The following is an 18,331-nucleotide window of genomic DNA, read 5'->3' as shown; positions in this document are numbered from 1 at the left end:
TCCTTGGCGCGGGCCTCCTTGCCGTTGATACGGTAAAGCGAGCCGGCCTCGCGCTCGATGCGGCGCGACACCTGCAGTTCGTCGGCATCGTTGAAGGCAGCAGGCGCCGAGCGGTCACTGTTGTCGAGGAAAAGCGTGACTTCGGCGGTGTTGCGGGCGGGCCGAGTGCCCGAGCCGGAAAAGATGACGTCGTCCATGCCGGACGCGCGCATGTTCTTGTAGGAGCTTTCGCCCATCACCCAGCGCAGCGCCTCGACAAGGTTCGACTTGCCGCAGCCATTCGGTCCGACAATGCCGGTCAGGCCGCGTTCGATGACGAACTCGCCGGGCTCGACGAAGGACTTGAAACCGAGGAGGCGAAGGCGCGAAAACTTCATTCGCGCCGCCCGCTAAGCGGATTTCGGTGGTTTTGCGAAAGGAAGTCGCGGCACGACGAGAAGCCGCGCACGCCGAAGCGCCGCCGCCTCAGGGCTGACTGGACGTCAGAGCAGAGGGTCGATGATGGCCGACATTTCCTCAATCGACATCGCCCCCTTGTAGGTCTTACCGTTGATGAAGAAGGTCGGTGTCGAGTCGACCTTGAATTCATTGGCGCCGCGCTTCTGGACCGATCTCACATCGTCCAGAAGTTTCTGGTCCGTCAAGCAGGCCTCGAAGGACTCCTGTGTAAAACCGGCGAGCTTCGAGATTTGCAGCAGCGCATCCTTGGTATTCTGGACGCCAACCCAGTTCGCCTGCTGCCGGAACAGGACGTCGACCATGGGGTAATAGTTATCCTTGGCGCAGCGCGCCAGCATAAAACCGGCTTCGGCGCTCGGGTCGAACGGGAATTCGCGCAGGATGTAGCGAACCTTGCCGGTGTCGATGTACTTGGTCTTCAGGTCCGGAAAGGTGGTCTCGGCGAAATGCGCGCAATGCGGGCAGGTCATCGAGGCGTATTCGACGATGGTGACCTTGGCGTCGTCCTTGCCAAGCTGCTTGTCGGGCAGCGCGCCAGGCTTCATCAGTTCCGTCATGTCCACGGTGCCCTGGGCTTCCGGCGCGGTGGCGGCGGCCGGCGTGGCCGGCTTTGCGGGAGCGGCCGGCTCAGCGGGCTTCACATTCGCAGCCTTCGCCTCCTCGCCAGAGTCGCTGCAGGCCGCGAGCAGGGCCACCGCCGGAATGGCGGCCAGCGAAGACAGGACGTTTCTGCGAGACAAGCTTTGGCCAAACGGGGGACGGTTCATACGAATCACCTGACAAGGGTTGGATTTTGCAATGCAAAGACACGAAAAGGCGAGAGTTGGCGCGAATTAAGGCATCTCGATCCCCAATCCAATCGCGAAACCTGACAAGGGCGATCACGAAAGCGAGATATTGACGACGAATCCATGACTTTCTTCAAGACGCCTATGATTTTCTCTCCCCAATAATGGTCGCGCCAAGTTTCTCCAGCGAGGCGCGCAGTCCTTCATTATCGACCAGGCCGACAGTCCCCGACAATTTCGTCTTCTCAGCCGCGGTCAGCGGTCTCAGGGCCGGTCTGCGCTTTCCTTTGTCGGCTGTCACCGGCTTCTGCAGGATCCGGATGCGGTTGATGGCGGTGAAGCCGAGGAAGGCGTTGACCCGGTTGATGATCTCGCCCGTCTCGTGCTGCAGATGAAGTGCCGCCATGCCTTCGCAGGCAATGACCAGCACGGCCGGCTCGAACGGATCGTCCTCATGCATACGGCGCGGCCACTGGATTTTTTCGGGACGCGAGTGGCTGGCCAGCCGCGGGCCGGCGATCTCGTCCCATGACTGGACGAGGCCGATCGAAATGCCGGCCCGCTTGCGCAGCACCGGATCGAGGATCCTGGTCGCGAGATCGCTGACCGGGACGGGATTGCCGTAGGGCGTTCTCCCTGCCATGTACGTCCTCCAGCGACGACCCAGCAGATACCGGCCAGGCCAATACAAGATCAATGGCACCAGCAGACCAGACCCGCAAGACCGCATCCTGGGATAGTGGCAAAGCCACATCCGGAGATAGCAGCATAGCTGCATCTGGAGATAGCAGCACAGCTGCATCCGGTGTCAGCGACGATATCGCATCCCGCCTGCTCGGCTGGTATGATGTGCATCACCGTGAATTGCCGTGGCGCATCACGCCCCGTGAGCATGCACGCGGCGTGCGGCCTGATCCCTACCGCATCTGGCTCTCCGAGGTCATGCTGCAGCAGACCACCGTCGAAGCTGTGAAGGCTTATTTCCGGGTATTCGTCGAGAAATGGCCCGATGTCGAGGCGCTGGCCGCGGCGCCGACCGAGGACGTGATGAAGGCGTGGGCGGGGCTCGGTTACTACTCCCGCGCCCGCAATCTCAAGGCTTGTGCCGATCTTGTGGCCGAGCGTGGCGGCCGGTTTCCCGACACGGAGACGGGTTTGAGAGAGCTGCCCGGCATCGGCGCCTATACGTCGGCGGCCATCACGGCGATTGCCTTCGATCGCCCCGCCGCGGTTGTCGACGGCAATGTCGAACGTGTCATCTCCCGGCTGTTTTCGATCACAACCCCGCTCAGCGAAGCCAAGCCCGAGATCCGCGCCCATGTCGAGCGCATGGTGCCCGGGATAAGGCCTGGCGACTTCGCCCAGGCGATGATGGATCTCGGCGCCACCATCTGTACGCCACGCCGGCCACGCTGCATGCTGTGCCCGCTACGCGAAGACTGCAGCGCGGTCGTTTCAGGCGATCCCGAGTACTTCCCGGTGCGCCTGCCCAAGGCCGACAAGCCGCAGCGGCACGGCGCGGCCTTTGTCGCCGCACGGGCCGACGGCGCCATCCTTCTGCGCAAACGGGCCGAGAAGGGCTTGCTCGGCGGCATGACCGAGGTGCCGACGACAGGCTGGACCGCGCGGATCGATGGGGCAACCACGCAAGCGGCCGCGCCGTTTCCCGCCGACTGGCGGCATGCGGGCCGCATTGCGCATGTCTTCACGCATTTCGCTCTCGAACTCGAAGTCTTTCACGCTCACATCAAAGGTGATGCGCCAGACGGGCATTTCTGGTCGCTCGCTCACGAGATTTCCGGCGAGGCGCTGCCGACTGTCATGAAAAAGGCAATCGAGGCTGCGATACCCGGCGCGACGAAAAAGCCGTCGCCACACAGTGCAAAGAGGCCCCATGACTGAAATACGCCACATCGTTTTCGACATCGGCCGCGTGCTGATCCACTACGATCCCAACATTCCGTTCAGCCGCCTCATTCCGGATGCCGAAGAGAGAAAGTGGTTTTTCGACAATGTCTGCACGCATGATTGGAACATCGAGCAGGATCGCGGCCGGACCTGGGAAGAGGCCGAGGCGCTGCTGATCGCGGACCACCCCGATCACGCGGAAAACATCCGCGGTTTCCGCCGCCACTGGCACGAGATGGTGCCGCATGCCTATGAGGACAGCGTCGCCATCATGGTCGGTCTGATCGAGAGCGGCCACGACGTGACCATGCTGACCAATTTCGCCAGCGACACGCTGGCCGAGGCCCGCGAGCGCTTCGATTTCCTCAATCGTCCGCGCGGCGTGACGGTGTCGGCCGATATTCGCCAGATCAAGCCCGACCGAGCCATCTACGATCACCACGTCGCCGCATTCGGCCTCGAACCGGCCGCGACGCTGTTCATCGATGACAGCCAGAAGAATGTCGACGGCGCCAAGGCGGCAGGCTGGCAATCGGTGCTGTTCACCGACGCAAGGACGCTTCAAGCAGACCTTGAACGTCTCGGAATCAAGGCCTGATTTGAATCGCTTCGCGCGATCCGTTGAGCCTTTGAATCAACGGCATTCGAAGCAATTGGCAGGGGCTCAGGCCCCTGCCCGCTCCATGCCGAGCCGCGCGATGCGGCGAAGCTCGTCGATCGGGGTCAGGCCACCGCTGCGCTCATAATGCCAGAAGGTCCAGCCGTTGCAGGCATCCAGCCCCTGCACTTCGGCGCCGACCTTGTGGATCGAACCGGCGCTGTCGCCGATCGCCACCGTGCCGTCGGCCCGCACCTTGGCCGCCCAGCGCTTCTTGGCATCGTAGAGCGTCGCACCCGGCATCATCAGGCCGGTGTCGATCAGGCTGACGAATGCAACGCGCGGCTCGGCGCGCTTGCCCGTGAGAACGGTCAAGTCGGCCTCTTCCAGCGGCCGCACTGCGTCGATGCGCTCGTTGGCGGCGTCGATGTAGGCCTGCTCGCGCTCGATGCCGACGAAATGGCGGCCGAGGCGCTTGGCCACCGCGCCCGTGGTGCCGGAGCCGAAGAACGGATCGAGCACGATGTCGCCCGGTTTGGTCGAGGCCATCATGATGCGGGCAAGCAGCGCTTCCGGCTTCTGCGTCGGGTGCAGCTTGTCGCCATTGTCGTTCTTCAGCCGCTCGCCGCCGGTGCAGATCGGAAACAGCCAGTCGGAGCGCATCTGGATATCGTCGTTGGACGCCTTCATGGCTTCGTAGTTGAAGGTATAGCCCTTGCCCTTCTGGTCGCGCGTGGCCCAGATCATCGTCTCATGCGCGTTCTGGAAACGGCGGCCGCGGAAATTCGGCATCGGGTTGGTCTTGCGCCAGACGACGTCGTTGAGGATCCAGAAGCCGAGATCCTGCATCTTGGCGCCGACACGGAAGATGTTGTGATAGGAGCCGATGACCCAGATGGTGCCGTTGGGCTTCAGCACCCGGCGCGCCGCCAGCAGCCAGGCACGCGTGAAAGCGTCATAGGCCTCGAAACTCTCGAACTGGTCCCAATCGTCGTCAACGGCGTCGACCTTCGACTGATCAGGGCGGTGCAGGTCGCCGTCGAGCTGCAGATTGTAGGGCGGATCGGCGAAGATGACGTCGATCGATTTTTCGGGCAGCCGGTCTAGCGCGGCGACGCAGTCGCCCTTGAGGATCGTGTCCAGCCATTCGGATTGCTGGGGAGCGTGGGAAAGCTCGTCGAGAAGACGCACGGCAGACATTCTGACACCCAAGGCACGCGTTACTGTTTACTCCTGGTTATGGTTACCGATCAGCGTAAATATTCCGTGAAGGCCAAGGGATGGGTGTGGCGAATTTGCGAAGGCGGCCCTGTTGGTGTATGCCGCGCCGCCTGAGCCTTCCGAGGCCACTTCGCCCTCCCATTGTCCGGATCACCATGCCCCAGCCAGACCTTGTCATCTTCGATTGCGACGGCGTGCTCGTCGATTCCGAGATCATCGCCGCCCGCGTCGACGCCGAGCTTTTGACCCTGGCCGGATACGAGATATCGGCTGAGGAGATTTCGGAGAGCTATGCCGGCCTGACCTTCAAGGACATCATGCTGCGGGTCGAGGAAAAGTCCCGCATTCCCTTCCAGGCCTCTCTTATCGACAGGGAGGAACAATTGGTCGACCGCAAACTGCGCAGTGACGTCCGCGCCATCGACGGCGCGCGCGAGGCCGTTGCCGCGGTAACGGTGCCGCGCTGTGTCTGCTCGAATTCACGCTCCGAGCGGATCGAATTCATGCTGGAGAAGGTGCATCTTCTGCCGTTTTTCGCCGACCGGATTTTTTCGGCGATGGAAACACCGACCGCGAAAACGAAACCGGCGCCGGACGTGTTCCTGTTTGCGGCGGAGAAACTCAGCGCCAACCCGGCGAACACTTTCGTCATCGAGGATTCCGTGCACGGCGTCCACGGCGCAAGGGCGGCGGGCATGCGGGTGATCGGCTTCACCGGCGCGGGACACAGTTATCCCGGCCATGCCGACGCGCTCACCGAGGCCGGCGCTGAAACGGTGATCCGCCGCTGGGCGGAGTTGAAAAGCGTGATCGCCGCGCTGTCGGAGTGGTCGGACGCCTGAGAAGCGTGCGCCGCGACGCACGCCTCATGCAACTGCCGAGACCTAGTTCGTCGCGGCAGCCCTCTTGCGGCGGGTCTTCTTCGACTTGTCGGCCGTTGCCTGATGCGCGGTTTCGTCATAGCCGGCAAAGGCCTGATAATCCTGGGCCGTCGGCTCGGGCACGACGACATTGGAATCGGTGAAGACGAACTGCGTGGCAACCGAAGGATCGGTGACCTGGACCTGATACTGGTGGAGCTGCGAATAGAGGACCTCGGTGCCGTGCATCACCGCCGTTCGGATCGGCATGGTGATCGTGCCTGGAGAAAACTTCGGTCCGGGGACAATCTTGCCGGCGACCGCAATCTTCATCGTCAACTGGCCGTTGGCACGGCTGCAGTCGCGTGTCACGTCGCTGACCGACGCCTGGTAGATGATGTTGGCCGATTCGTCGGGCGGCGTTGCAGCAGCGGCGTCAGCCTCGGCCTGGGCCGCGGCATCCTGCGCGGCATCGCCGGTCTTCTTGATCCTGGGCTTGGGCTTCTGAGCTTCCCTGGAATAGGTGTTGAAGAAGGCCGTGCCGTCGCGCACGGTCACTCTGGGACAATAGGCCTGCAACTGGCTGGCCAGGATCTTGGGATCCTGCGGCGGCGGTGGCGCCGTCGGGTCCTCCTTCTTGCCGATGCCGAGGTTCAGGATGCCATTGTCGCCCGATTGGCAGCCGGCGGCGGCAAGCATAAAGCCGGTGAGCGCAAGACCCGCCAAAAAGCGACCACTGAATGTACGAAACGCCATGAAACTGCACTTCCCTCTCGCAAAGCTGGTGACGTATATCAACCGCGCGGCAAAAATGCGACTGAGCCAGCGCAGAATTAACCACCTTGCGGTGGACGGAAAAAGCCAGGCAGTAACGGAATTGTGACATGCACTATGTGAGTACCCGCGGGGAAGCCCCCGTTCTTGGATTTTCCGACGCCGTGCTGGCTGGGCTGGCGCGCGACGGCGGGCTCTACGTGCCGCGCGAGTGGCCACAGTTTTCCGCCGCCGAGATCCGCGCCATGCGCGGCCTTGCCTATCCCGACCTTGCCATCCGCGTGCTGTCGCCGTTCCTTGGCGGCGAAATCCCGGCGCCCGTCTTCGAGCGGCTGGTCCGCGAAGCCTATGCCACCTTCCGCCACGAGGCCGTCTGCCCGCTGGTGCAGACCGGCCCCAACACCTTCGTCCTAGAACTCTTCCACGGGCCGACGCTCGCCTTCAAGGACGTGGCGATGCAGCTTCTGGCCCGGCTGATGGACCATGTGCTTGCCGAACGCGACCAGCACGCCACCATCGTCGGCGCCACCTCGGGCGATACCGGCGGGGCGGCCATCGATGCCTTTGCCGGTCGCAGCCGGACCGACATCTTCATCCTTTTCCCGCATGGCCGCGTCTCGCCGGTGCAGCAGCGGCAAATGACGACGTCGACGGCTGCAAACGTCCATGCGCTGGCGATCGAAGGCAATTTCGACGATTGCCAGGGCCTGCTCAAGGACATGTTCAACGATCACGGCTTTCGCGACCGGGTGGCGCTTTCGGGCGTCAATTCGATCAATTGGGCCCGCATCATGGCCCAGATCGTCTATTATTTCTCCTCGGCGCTGTCGCTCGGCGCGCCGGACAGGCCGGTTTCCTTCACCGTGCCGACCGGCAATTTCGGCGATATCTTTGCCGGCTATGCCGCCAAGAAGATGGGCTTGCCGATCGATCGGCTGGTCATTGCCACCAATGACAACGACATCCTGGCGCGCACTTTTTCGACCGGCGAATACCGCACCAAGGGCGTCTTTGCGACCACGTCGCCGTCGATGGATATCCAGGTGTCGTCGAATTTCGAACGCTTGCTGTTCGAGGCCTCCGGCCGTGACGCCGCGACCGTGCGGCGCTACATGGACGGCCTGAAGCAGTCCGGTGCTTTCACCATCGAACCCCACCAAATTGCCGGGATGCGGTCCGAATTCGACGCCGGCCGCGCTGATATGGACGAGGTCGCCGCCACCATCCGCTCGACGCTCGCGACCAGCAACTATCTGCTCGATCCGCACACCGCGGCAGCCGTGCATGTCGCCGCAGGCAAGGCGTCAGGCGCCGTGCCGATGGTGGTGCTGGGTACCGCGCACCCGGCAAAATTCCCGGCCGCCGTCGAAGCCGCCAGCGGCGTGTCGCCCGCACTGCCCGCATGGCTAGGTGGGTTGATGACATCGGAGGAAAAATACACGGTACTTCCATCCGACCTGAAAATGGTGGAAGATTACGTCGGCCGCCGCGCGCGGGCGGCGCGTTAGGGAGTAGTAGCCATATGGGTGTTGAGGTAAGCCGTCTGTCGAACGGCCTGACAGTCGCCACCGAAACCCTTCAAAGCATCGAATCGGTTGCCCTTGGTGCCTGGGTCAAGTCGGGTGCCCGCAATGAACGTGACGACGAGCATGGCATGGCCCATCTGCTCGAGCACATGGCGTTCAAGGGCACGAAAAGGCGGAGCGCCTTCGAAATCGCCTCGGAGATCGAGGACGTCGGCGGCGAAATCAACGCCGCCACCAGCGTCGAGACCACCTCCTACTATGCCAGGGTGCTCTCCGACGACGTGCCGCTGGCCGTCGACATTCTTGCCGACATCCTGCAGGAGTCCGAATTCGACCCGCAGGAACTCGAACGCGAACAGCATGTGATCCTGCAGGAGATCGGCGCCGCGCACGACACGCCCGACGACATCGTCTTCGACCGTTTCACGGAAACCGCCTATCGCCATCAGACGATTGGGCGCTCCATTCTCGGCACGCCCGAAACGGTCAAATCCTTCACCTCGAAACAACTTCACGACTTCATAGAGCGGCAATATGGCGCCGAGCGCATGGTGATTGTCGCCGCCGGCGACATCAAGCATGACAATTTCGTGCGCGAGGTCGAAAAGCAGCTCGGCGGCTTCCGCAGCAAGGCCGACAGCACCATCCCGCAATATGCGCAATATGTCGGCGGCGATTTTCGCGAGGACCGCGACCTGATGGACGCGCAGATCGTGCTGGGGTTCGAAGGCCGGGCCTATCATGTGCGCGACTTCTACGCCTCGCAGGTGCTGTCGATGATCCTCGGCGGCGGCATGTCGTCGCGCCTGTTCCAGGAGGTCCGCGAGAAGCGCGGCCTGTGTTACTCGGTCTATGCCTTCCATTGGGGCTTTTCCGACACCGGCGTCTTCGGCGTCCATGCAGCGACCGGCCAGAGCGACATCGCCGAACTGGTGCCTGTCATCATCGACGAACTGCAGAAGGCCGGTGAGAAGATCCTGCAGGAAGAACTCGACCGGGCGCGCGCCCAATATCGCGCCGGACTGATCATGTCAGCCGAAAGCCCGGCCAGCCGCGCTTCGCAGATCGCACGGCAACTGCTTCTGTTCGGCCGGCCGATCGCCAAGGAGGAACTGATGGAACGGCTGTCGGCGCTGACGATCGAGCGGCTGACCGATCTATCGTCGCGTTTGTTCTCGACCAAGCCGACGCTTACCGCTGTCGGGCCTGTGGGCACACTGGCGCCCTACGAGGCGATTCTCGAATCGCTCGCGGGCACGCAGACCGCGGCCCGCAAGCTCGCCGTCTAAGCCCCTCAAAGCGCCATGTTCGCGCTCCCTTTCTTTCGCCGTGACCTGCCGGCACTGAAAGGCGACCGTGTCACGCTGCGCGTGCCGTTCACCAACGACTATCGCGAGTGGGCGGCGGTGCGCGGGGAAAGCCGCGCTTTCCTCGAACCATGGGAGCCACGCTGGACTCCCGATGAACTCGACCGCAACGCATGGCGGCTGCGCATCAGCCGCTACCGCGAGGATTATGCTCAGGGAACCGCTATCGCCTTCTTCATTTTCGAGAGGAGCAGCGGCAAGCTTGCCGGCGGCATCACGCTCGGCAACATACGCCATGGTGTCTCGCAAAGCGGCCATGTCGGCTACTGGATCGGCGAGCGCTTCGGCGGCCGCGGCCTGATGACCGACGCGGTCAAGGTGGTGACCCGCTTCGCCTTCGATACGCTGAGGTTGCACCGGATCGAAGCGGCCTGTATTCCCGACAATATCAGGTCGATCCGCGTGCTTGAAAAAGCCGGATTTCGGCGCGAAGGACTGCTGCGATCCTATCTCAGGATCAACGGCATCTGGCAGGACCACTACCTCTACGCCCGGATCGCGGACGATCCGCCGGGCGTTGGAACGAAGGACTGATTTTGACGAAATTCCTGCGCAACGGGCCGCTGTTCGCCATTGTCCTCGCGACACTCCTGACGCTGTGGGCGGCATCGTCGGCCTTCGCCGTCGAGCCGATCAAGATCGCCCGCGACGACGTCGCGCTCGACCTTTCCGGCGCCGTCGAGATCTACCGCAACCAGGGCGAGAATTTCCAGGTGTCGACCGCGCCGGGTCCGGACGGCATCGTGCGGCGCATCGAGGTCGAGGCCAATGATGCCCGTTCGACCGGCGACTGGGCTGTCTTCGCGCTCGCCAACACCACCGACCAGCAGCTCGACCGGCTGATCGTCGCACCGCATTTCCGCCTGGTGAATTCCGGCATCTTCTGGCCGGATCTGGGCTCGACCCGCATCGCTGCCATCACGCCCAGCGAAGGCTTCGCGCTCGACCGCCAGACCAGTCCCGACGCCGACGTTTTCCGGGTGACGCTGAACCCCGGCACGGTGATCACCTTCATCGCCGAACTGGCCTCGCCGAAGCTGCCGCAGGTCTACCTCTGGGATCCCGAATCCTACAAGGACTCGGTCAATTCCTACACGCTGTTTCGCGGCATCGTCATCGGCATTGCGGGCCTGCTGGCGCTGTTCCTGACCATCCTTTTCGTGGTCAAGGGGACCTCGATGTTCCCCGCGACCGCCGCGCTTGCCTGGGCGGTACTGGCCTATATCTGCGTCGATTTCGGCTTCCTCAACAAGGTCATCGAGATCTCGCCCGGCAATGAGCAGATGTGGCGGGCGGGGACGGAGGTGGCACTGGCGGGAACCTTCGTGGTGTTCCTGTTCGCCTATCTCAACCTCAACCGATGGCACGGCCATTTCAGTTATGGCGCGCTGGTCTGGATACTCGGGCTGGTGCTGATCGCCGGCGTCGCGATCGTCGATCCCGCGGTCGCCGCCGGCATCGCCAGGCTGTCCTTCGCCGCCACCGCACTGACGGGGCTTGGCCTGATCATCTTCCTCGGGATTCGTGGTTATGATCGTGCGATCATGCTGGTGCCCAGTTGGGTCATGGTGCTGTTGTGGCTATGCGGATCGTGGATGGCGATCACCGGCATGCTCGACAACGACATCGCCCAGCCGGCCCTGGGCGGCGGGCTGATCCTGATCATCCTGCTGATCGGCTTCACTGTCATGCAGCATGCCTTTGCCGGCGGCGCGCTGCATCAGGGCCTGTTCTCCGATCTGGAGCGGCAGGCGCTTGCCGTCGCCGGATCGGGCGACACGGTATGGGACTGGGACGTGCTGCGCGACCGCGTCGTCACCAAGCCCGATGTCAGCATCCAACTCGGGCTGGCGCCGAACAGCCTCGGCGGTGCGGCGCGTAACTGGCTGCCGGTGCTGCATGCCGACGACCGCGACACGTTCCGCACGACGCTCGACGTCGTGCTCGAGCACCGGCGCGGCCGGGTGTCGCAGAACTTCCGACTGCGCGGCGCTGACGGCCACTATCACTGGTTCTCGCTGCGTGCGCGCCCGGTCATCGGATCCGATGGAGAGGTCATCCGCTGCGTCGGCACCATGGTCGACGTGACGGAGCAGAAAAAGTCCGAGGAAAGGCTGCTGCACGATGCCGTGCACGACAACCTGACCGGCCTGCCGAACCGCGAACTTTTGATGAACCGGCTGGAAGCGATCATCTCGATCGCGCGCACCGAAGAGAAGGTGCGTCCGACCGTCTTCGTCATCGACATCGACCGTTTCAAGCAGGTCAATGACGGGCTCGGCATCTCGGCCGGCGACACCATCCTCTTGACCATCGCGCGTCGCCTGCACCGGCTGCTCAAGCCGAAGGACTCGCTGTCGCGCTTTGCCGGCGACCAGTTCGCGCTGATGCTGTTGTCCGAACAGGACCCGGCCCGCATCGCCGCCGTGGCGGATGCCATCAAGCATGCCATCAACAATCCGATCACCTTTGCCAAGCGCGAGATCGTGCTGACCGCCTCGATCGGATTGATCACCTGGAATTCGCCACAGATGTCGGCCGAGGACATGGTCAAGGATGCCGAGCTTGCCATGCATCAGGCCAAGCGCTTCGGCGGCGACAGGATCGAGCCGTTCCGTCCGGCTTTCCGCACTGTCGGCACCGACAGGCTGCAGTTCGAATCCGACCTGCGCCGCGCCATCGAGCGACGCGAATTCACCCTTGCCTACCAGCCGATCGTGCGGCTCGAGGACGGCAGCGTCGCCGGCTTCGAGGCGCTGCTGCGCTGGGACCACCCGCGCCGCGGCATGATCCCGCCGGCGGATTTCATCCCGGTCGCCGAAAGCTGCGGCCTGATCGTGCAGCTCGGCCTGTTTGCCATGCAGCAAGCGGCGGAAGACCTCGCCAGCTGGCAAAAGCAGATCGGCGACGCGCCGCTGTCGGTCTCGGTGAATCTGTCCAGCCGCCAGTTGATCCGCCGCGACCTGGTCAGCGACGTCCGCTCGGTCATCGCTCGGGCCAACCTGAAGCCGCGCTGCTTCCGGCTCGAACTCACCGAATCGCTTGTCATGGACAATCCCGAGCAGACCGCCCATGTGCTGACCAAGCTGAAGCAGCTCGGCATCGGCCTGTCGCTGGACGATTTCGGCACCGGCTATTCCTCATTGGCCTATCTGACGCGTTTCCCCTTCGACACCATCAAGATCGACAAGAGCTTCGTCGACGACAACACGCCCAAGCGCGCGGTGCTGCTGAAATCGATGGTCAACATGGCGCATGAACTCGGCCTGTCCGTCGTCGCCGAGGGCATTTCGGACGAGAGCGACGCGCTGGAACTGCGCCAGATGGGCTGCGAATATGTCCAGAGCTTCATGTTCGGCGCGCCAATGCCGGGCGACCAGGTGCTGAAGACGCTGAAAGAGCAGTATCCGCTGACGCAAGCGTAAACGGATCAGGCGTGTCCGGCAGCGAGGCTGAGATGCGCAAGGTCGATACCGATCGAGGCGAGGATCCGGTCGTATTTGCGCTCGATATCGGTGTCGAACAGAAGCTCGGCACTGGCCGGACAGGTCAGCCAGCCATTTTCTGCGATCTCGGTCTCCAATTGGCCGGCACCCCAGCCGGAATAGCCGAGCGCCATCAGCGCATGACGAGGCCCGCGGCCGGACGATATGGCGCGCAATATGTCGACGGTCGCCGTCAGGCAGATGTCGTCGGAAACGGTCAGCGACGATTCCACCCGATAGTCGCCCGAATGCAGGACGAAGCCCCGGCTGCGATCCACGGGGCCGCCATTGCGCACGACGAAATCGCGGGCCTGAGCCGGCAAGCGGATTGCCTCCTGCTCGTTCATGATGCCCAGTTGCACGAGCAAGTCCGGAAACAGCATCTGCTGCGTCTGGTTGATGATCAGGCCCATGGCGCCTTCATCGGAATGGGCGCAGACATAGATGACCGAGCGCGTGAAACGGTCGTCCTTCATGCCGGGCATGGCAATCAGGAACTGATCGTCGAGAAAGCCGCGACTGGCGACCGTCTTCTTGTGGCGCAACAAGTCCATGAAGGGAGCGTAACGCGTTTCCAAAGCGCCGAAAAGATGCACCGTGCTGGATTCGACCAAAGCCTGTGGCGGCGGCTCGAACATTCTTCTCCCTCGAAGTCACGCAAATATGATACCGGCAAGGCCATGAAATCATTGCGCGGCCACGAACGGACGATCAAATCACCGCCATGCGAAGCTTGAAAATCCTGCTGCTCGGCGCCGCCATCGGATCGGCCACCGCTCTTCCCGCCGCCGCCTCTTCGTCGGCGTGGTACAACAGCGAAGGCGGCAAGGTCCGGCTGGTTACATCAGGCAAAGCCGACGATGCCGGCCGCATACAGGGCGTTCTCGACATAGCGCTCAAGCCCGGCTGGAAGACATATTGGCGCGATCCGGGAGACGCGGGCGTGCCGCCGCAACTCGACATTTCGGCCAGCACCAACATCGCCGACGCCGCTCTGTCGTTTCCGGCGCCGCAGCGCCATGACGACGGCTATGGCAAATGGGCGGGCTACAACTATCCGGTCTCTCTGCCGGTGACATTCACGCTGGCGACGCCGAACCAGCCGGCGGTGATCGATGCCGACATCTTTCTCGGCATCTGCGAAACGATCTGCATTCCGGTGCAGACGCGGCTGACCGTCGACCCCGCCTCCGATCCGGACAATGCCGAGGACGCGGCGCTGGTGAAGGCGAGTTTTACGGCACTGCCTGCGCCCGCGAGGTCCGATTTCGGCATCAATGTGCTGCCGGGCGACCATGAGACGCTGATTGTCGAGGCGAGCTTTCCCGGCGATCCGGCGGCGGCGGACTTCTTCGTTGCCGGCGAGCGGGACTACATGTTCGGCACCCCGGCCCGCAGCGAAAAGGACGGCAAGCTGATTTTCACCGTGCCGATCCTCGATCGCCCCTCGACGACGCCGACCGATGGCGGGCTTCACTATACGCTGACGAGTGCGGCGGGCGCTGTCGAAGGGGTTCTGCCTTTCCCTTGATCCAGCCCATCGCAACGGTTGCAGGAAGCCGTTGGGTTCGCTACGCAAAGACACGTCCTTCCCCATTTTCCCAAGCGAGGAATCCATGACCATTTCCGTTGGCGACAAGCTGCCTGACGTGACCTTCAAGACGATGACCGACGACGGCGCCAAGCCGATCACCGGGGCCGAGATCTTCCCGGGCAAAAAGGTCGTTCTGTTTGGAGTTCCCGGCGCCTTCACGCCGACCTGCAGCAACAACCACTTGCCCGGCTATCTCGAGAACCATGACGCCATCCTGGCGCGCGGCGTCGACACCATCGCCGTCGTTTCGGTCAATGACGTCCATGTCATGGGCGCCTGGGCGCGCTTCACCGGCGGCGAGGGCAAGATCCTGTTCCTGGCCGACGGCAGTGGCGATTTCGCCAAGGCAGTGGGCCTCGACAATGACCTTTCCGCCAGCGGCATGGGGCTGCGTTCGAAGCGATTTTCGATGATCGTCGACGACGGCAAGGTCACCGCGCTCAATGTCGAGACCAAGCCCGGTGTCGACGAGTCCGGCGCGGCCCATATTCTGGGACAGCTCTGAACTTCAGTGCGCCTTCGGCCGCAACGGCGATGGCGCTTGTGGTTCATGGGTTGCTTTGGGGGGATCCTAGCGATGTTTGACATCTTCTGGCGCGCTATCGCGATCGGCGTCGGCGCCACCGTGCTGATGGATCTCTGGGCCATCTTCCTGCACAAGGCGTTCGGCCAGCCACGGCCGAACTGGGGGCCGGTCGGCCGCTGGGTCTGGCATCTCCGTGACAAGGTCTTTCACGACGATATCGGCGATACAGCACCATACGCGCATGAAAAGGCGCTGGGTTGGGCCTTTCACTATTTTGTCGGCATCATCTACGGCATCATCCTGGTGGTGCTGGCCGGAGCGGGCTGGCTTGCCGCGCCGACATTTCTGCCGGCCTTCATCCTCGGCATTGTCACCGTCGGCGCCGGCTGGTTCCTGCTGGCACCCGGCATGGGCGCCGGCTGGGCCGCCTCGAAGCGGCCCAACCCGATGCGGATCCGGGCGCTGAACCTGGTGTCGCACACGGTGTTCGCACTTGGGCTTTGGGGCACGGCGCTGCTGATACGATAAGCGCTTACGGCTGTGTCGGCCTGTCGATCGGCTGCCAGCCGTAGACAACGGAATGCGCGCCGATATCGTAGTAGTTGCCGCCGCCCACTGGCTGATCCGCTTCTTCGTACCCGAGCCGCGCCGCTCCTGAAATTCAATAGCTCTGGGTCGAGCGCCGCACCTTCGCGATTGCCGGCGCAGCAGGCTTTGGCGCTGCTGCAGGCTTGAACGGGCCTTTCTTGAACGGCGCCATGCCTTCGCGCGCGAGTTCGTCGGCGCGCTCGTTCTCGACATGGCCGTCATGGCCCTTGACCCAGTTCCAGGTGACCTTGTGGCGCTTGTTGGCCTCGTCGAGCGCCTGCCAGAGTTCACCGTTCTTGACAGGCTTCTTGTCGGCGGTCTTCCAGCCGTTCTTCTTCCAGCCGTGGATCCACTTGGAAATGCCGTCCATGACGTATTTGCTGTCGGTGTGAAGCTCGACCGTGCACGGTTCCTTCAGCGCGTTCAGCGCCGAGATAGCAGCCAACAGTTCCATCCGGTTGTTGGTCGTCTCGGCCTCACCGCCGGAAAGCTCCTTGGTGGTGCCGTTGAAGCGCAGGATCGCGCCCCAGCCGCCAGGGCCGGGATTGCCCGAACAAGCGCCGTCGGTGAAGATCTCAACCTGTTTGCTCATGATATCAGGCCAATCCATATTCCGAAGGAGATTTGATCGCCCGGTGGAACCGCATCCTTCTGATGTATTCGGTCGGATCGCGTTTCATCACCAGCCCGCCATCGGGGACGGTCAGCCAGTCGTATAGCCGGGTCAGCATGAAGCGCAACGCCGAACCGCGCGCCAGCATCGGCAGCGCAGCCTTTTCCTGGTCGCTCAGGGGCCGGACGCTCTGGTAGCCGGCGAGCAGCGCCTTGCCCTTGGTCAGGTTGAAGGAAAAATCCTTCTCGAAGCACCAGGCGTTGAGGCAGGTGGCGACATCGTAGGCATAGAGGTCGTCGCAGGCGAAATAGAAGTCGATCAGGCCGGAGAGCTTTTCGCCGAGGAAGAAAACGTTGTCCGGGAAAAGATCGGCATGAATGATGCCTTGCGGCAGGTCTTTGGGCCAGTTGCGCTCAAAATCGGCAAAGTCGGCATCAACCTCGGCCGCCAGGCCCGGCTCGACCTCGTCGGCGCGGTCGCGCGCTGCGTCCCAGAGCTTGCGCCAGCCGTCGATGGCCAGGGCATTCGGACGCGTCATCGAAAAATCGGCGCCGGCCAGATGCAATTGCGCCAACGCCTTGCCGACCTCGGCACAATGCGTGGCTGTGGGCCGCCGCAACGAAAGCCCTTCCAGGAAGGTGATGATGACCGCCGGCCGGCCGGCGAGCGTGCCGATGACGCTGCCGTCATGGGCGGTCACCGGCAGCGGGCAGGACACGCCCTTGTAGGCGAGATGGCCCATCAGCCCGAGGAAAAACGGCAGATCCGCCTTCTCGACGCGTTTCTCATAGAGCGTCAGGATGTAGGAGCCGCTCGAGGTGTGCAGCAGGAAGTTCGAGTTCTCGGTGCCTTCGGCGATGCCCTTGTAGGACAGGAGATCGCCGACCGGATAGTGCTTCAGGAATGCGCCGAGTTCGCCTTCCGCGACGTCAGTGTAGACCGCCATGTGCCTTACGCGGCTCCATTGACGAAGGCCATGTCGGCCCGCGTCAGTTCGACATCGCGCAGTACCCGCATGACCGGAAAATCCTCCGTTTCCGTGGCCGTGATGGCCAGATCGATCGTGACATCGAAGCGCTGCCGGAACGCGTCGATGATCTCGTCGACGATGATTTCGGGCGCCGACGCGCCGGCCGACAGGCCGAGCGTCGAAATGTTGCCGATGTCATTCCACGGAATCTCGGCGGCGCGCTGCACGAGAAGCGACATGGTGGCGCCTGCACGCTCCGCCACTTCGACAAGTCGTCGCGAATTGGATGAATTCGGCGCGCCGACGATCAGGTAGAGATCGGCGCCCGGCGCGGTGTCCTTGACGGCTTCCTGGCGGTTGGTGGTGGCATAGCAGATCGATTCCGCCGCTGGCGCCTGCAGCGCCGGAAAGCGATCCTGCAAGGCGCGGATGATGCCGGCGGTGTCCTCGACCGACAATGTGGTCTGGGTGACGAAGCCTAGCGCCTGCGGATCGACGGGCGAGAGCTTTGCGGCATCGGCTTCGGTTTCGATCAGGGTCACCGCTCCGTCCGGGAGCTGGCCCATGGTGCCGATCACCTCGGGATGTCCGGCGTGACCAATCAACAGCACATGACGGCCGAGCCGCTGATGGCGCATCGCCTGCTTGTGGACCTTCGACACCAGCGGGCAAGTGGCATCGAGATAGAAAAGATTGCGCGCCTTCGCATCCGCCGGCACCGATTTCGGCACGCCATGCGCCGAGAACACGACGGGCGACTGCCGATGTTCGGCCGGGATCTCGGAGAGTTCCTCGATGAAGACGGCGCCAAGGCTTTGCAGCCCCTCGACGACGTAGCGGTTGTGCACGATTTCATGGCGGACGTAGACCGGCGCGCCATATTTCTTCAGCGCCAGCACGACGATCTGGATGGCACGGTCGACACCGGCGCAAAAACCGCGCGGCTGGCAGAGCCGGATCGTCAGAGGTGGTTTGGTGGTTGTCTGAAGCATTAAATCCGGGCCGGTTGATCAAAGCCGAAATGAGGTGCGCACCCCTGCCCTGTCAAGGGCAT

General features: G+C 63.1%; 20 protein-coding genes. 11 read left to right on the top strand and 9 right to left on the bottom strand.

The window, feature by feature from the left end; all coding sequences use genetic code 11:
* From EN990_RS21950 to EN990_RS21940, 3 genes are all read right to left on the bottom strand, one after another.
* Nucleotides 1-377 (bottom strand): AAA family ATPase (locus EN990_RS21950; protein WP_164766141.1); only part of this gene is annotated, 377 nt, incomplete at its 3' end.
* 105 nt (nt 378-482) lie between these two features.
* The gene (locus EN990_RS21945) at nt 483-1,226 is read right to left on the bottom strand and encodes a DsbA family protein (protein WP_013532754.1); all 744 of its coding nucleotides are present in this window, start codon (nt 1,224-1,226) and stop codon (nt 483-485) included.
* Between the two features lie 163 nt (nt 1,227-1,389).
* The gene (locus EN990_RS21940; RefSeq protein WP_013532755.1) at nt 1,390-1,890 is read right to left on the bottom strand and encodes a DUF721 domain-containing protein; all 501 of its coding nucleotides are present in this window, start codon (nt 1,888-1,890) and stop codon (nt 1,390-1,392) included.
* A gap of 53 nt (nt 1,891-1,943) precedes the next feature.
* Here EN990_RS21940 and mutY point away from each other — a divergent pair, with 53 nt between their 5' ends.
* Together mutY and EN990_RS21930 are read left to right on the top strand one after the other, a co-directional pair.
* Nucleotides 1,944-3,149, top strand: a complete 1,206-nt coding sequence (gene mutY / locus EN990_RS21935; protein ID WP_127369699.1) for an A/G-specific adenine glycosylase — start codon at nt 1,944-1,946, stop codon at nt 3,147-3,149.
* A complete protein-coding gene (locus EN990_RS21930) occupies nt 3,142-3,753 on the top strand; it encodes an HAD family phosphatase (RefSeq protein ID WP_013532757.1) in 612 nt (203 codons plus the stop codon). Before mutY ends, EN990_RS21930 begins: the two co-directional genes overlap by 8 nt.
* A 66-nt stretch (nt 3,754-3,819) precedes the next feature.
* Here the strand turns inward: EN990_RS21930 and EN990_RS21925 are convergent, their stop codons facing one another.
* The gene (locus EN990_RS21925; RefSeq protein ID WP_127366019.1) at nt 3,820-4,953 is read right to left on the bottom strand and encodes a site-specific DNA-methyltransferase; all 1,134 of its coding nucleotides are present in this window, start codon (nt 4,951-4,953) and stop codon (nt 3,820-3,822) included.
* 176 nt (nt 4,954-5,129) lie between these two features.
* Between EN990_RS21925 and EN990_RS21920 the strand changes: the two genes are divergently transcribed.
* The gene (locus EN990_RS21920; RefSeq protein ID WP_127370328.1) at nt 5,130-5,816 is read left to right on the top strand and encodes an HAD family phosphatase; all 687 of its coding nucleotides are present in this window, start codon (nt 5,130-5,132) and stop codon (nt 5,814-5,816) included.
* Between the two features lie 42 nt (nt 5,817-5,858).
* Here the strand turns inward: EN990_RS21920 and EN990_RS21915 are convergent, their stop codons facing one another.
* The gene (locus tag EN990_RS21915; RefSeq protein ID WP_063171665.1) at nt 5,859-6,590 is read right to left on the bottom strand and encodes a hypothetical protein; all 732 of its coding nucleotides are present in this window, start codon (nt 6,588-6,590) and stop codon (nt 5,859-5,861) included.
* Between EN990_RS21915 and EN990_RS36715 the strand changes: the two genes are divergently transcribed.
* From EN990_RS36715 to EN990_RS21895, 5 genes are read left to right on the top strand one after another with little or no spacing between them, the layout of a single operon-like run.
* Complete coding sequence (locus tag EN990_RS36715; protein ID WP_255337193.1) at nt 6,589-6,717, top strand: hypothetical protein; 129 nt, start codon at nt 6,589-6,591, stop codon at nt 6,715-6,717. The two genes, EN990_RS21915 and EN990_RS36715, sit on opposite strands and share 2 nt — an antisense overlap.
* A gap of 1 nt (nt 6,718) precedes the next feature.
* On the top strand, nt 6,719-8,116 hold the full coding sequence (gene thrC, locus EN990_RS21910) for a threonine synthase (RefSeq protein ID WP_027164140.1): 1,398 nt from the start codon (nt 6,719-6,721) through the stop codon (nt 8,114-8,116).
* Between the two features lie 14 nt (nt 8,117-8,130).
* A complete protein-coding gene (locus EN990_RS21905) occupies nt 8,131-9,423 on the top strand; it encodes a pitrilysin family protein (protein WP_013532762.1) in 1,293 nt (430 codons plus the stop codon).
* 15 nt (nt 9,424-9,438) lie between these two features.
* Nucleotides 9,439-10,035 carry a GNAT family protein gene (locus tag EN990_RS21900; protein WP_013532763.1) on the top strand — a complete coding sequence of 199 codons (597 nt, stop codon included), beginning with the start codon at nt 9,439-9,441 and terminating at the stop codon, nt 10,033-10,035.
* A gap of 2 nt (nt 10,036-10,037) precedes the next feature.
* Complete coding sequence (locus EN990_RS21895; RefSeq protein ID WP_013532764.1) at nt 10,038-12,926, top strand: EAL domain-containing protein; 2,889 nt, start codon at nt 10,038-10,040, stop codon at nt 12,924-12,926.
* 5 nt (nt 12,927-12,931) lie between these two features.
* On the opposite strand, the gene EN990_RS21890 is transcribed toward EN990_RS21895, so the two are convergent.
* Nucleotides 12,932-13,540, bottom strand: coding sequence for a YqgE/AlgH family protein (locus EN990_RS21890; RefSeq protein WP_013532765.1), 609 nt, complete (start codon nt 13,538-13,540; stop codon nt 12,932-12,934).
* Nucleotides 13,541-13,710: 170 nt separating this feature from the next.
* Here EN990_RS21890 and EN990_RS21885 point away from each other — a divergent pair, with 170 nt between their 5' ends.
* The 3 genes from EN990_RS21885 (at nt 13,711) to EN990_RS21875 (ending at nt 15,634) form a co-directional block, all read left to right on the top strand.
* Nucleotides 13,711-14,517: a protein-disulfide reductase DsbD domain-containing protein gene (locus tag EN990_RS21885; protein WP_027164141.1), complete on the top strand. Its 807-nt coding sequence runs from the start codon at nt 13,711-13,713 to the stop codon at nt 14,515-14,517.
* An 85-nt stretch (nt 14,518-14,602) separates the two neighbouring features.
* Nucleotides 14,603-15,085, top strand: coding sequence for a peroxiredoxin (locus tag EN990_RS21880; RefSeq protein WP_027164142.1), 483 nt, complete (start codon nt 14,603-14,605; stop codon nt 15,083-15,085).
* A 72-nt stretch (nt 15,086-15,157) separates the two neighbouring features.
* Nucleotides 15,158-15,634 (top strand): DUF2938 domain-containing protein, encoded by a 477-nt coding sequence (locus EN990_RS21875; protein ID WP_013532768.1) that lies wholly within the window; start codon nt 15,158-15,160, stop codon nt 15,632-15,634.
* 133 nt (nt 15,635-15,767) lie between these two features.
* Here EN990_RS21875 and rnhA read toward each other — a convergent pair whose 3' ends face one another.
* From rnhA to ispH, 3 genes are read right to left on the bottom strand one after another with little or no spacing between them, the layout of a single operon-like run.
* Nucleotides 15,768-16,286 (bottom strand): ribonuclease HI, encoded by a 519-nt coding sequence (gene rnhA / locus EN990_RS21865; RefSeq protein ID WP_027164143.1) that lies wholly within the window; start codon nt 16,284-16,286, stop codon nt 15,768-15,770.
* A 4-nt stretch (nt 16,287-16,290) separates the two neighbouring features.
* Nucleotides 16,291-17,253 carry a homoserine kinase gene (locus EN990_RS21860; protein WP_024503619.1) on the bottom strand — a complete coding sequence of 321 codons (963 nt, stop codon included), beginning with the start codon at nt 17,251-17,253 and terminating at the stop codon, nt 16,291-16,293.
* Between the two features lie 5 nt (nt 17,254-17,258).
* Nucleotides 17,259-18,269 carry a 4-hydroxy-3-methylbut-2-enyl diphosphate reductase gene (ispH, locus tag EN990_RS21855; protein WP_013532771.1) on the bottom strand — a complete coding sequence of 337 codons (1,011 nt, stop codon included), beginning with the start codon at nt 18,267-18,269 and terminating at the stop codon, nt 17,259-17,261.
* Between the last annotated feature and the right edge of the window lie 62 nt (nt 18,270-18,331).

The organism is Mesorhizobium sp. M7A.F.Ca.US.005.03.1.1 (assembly GCF_003997975.1).
Taxonomy (GTDB): domain Bacteria; phylum Pseudomonadota; class Alphaproteobacteria; order Rhizobiales; family Rhizobiaceae; genus Mesorhizobium; species Mesorhizobium ciceri.
Note: the sequence above shows the minus strand (reverse complement) of the source record. Positions and strands in the feature narration are given on the sequence as shown.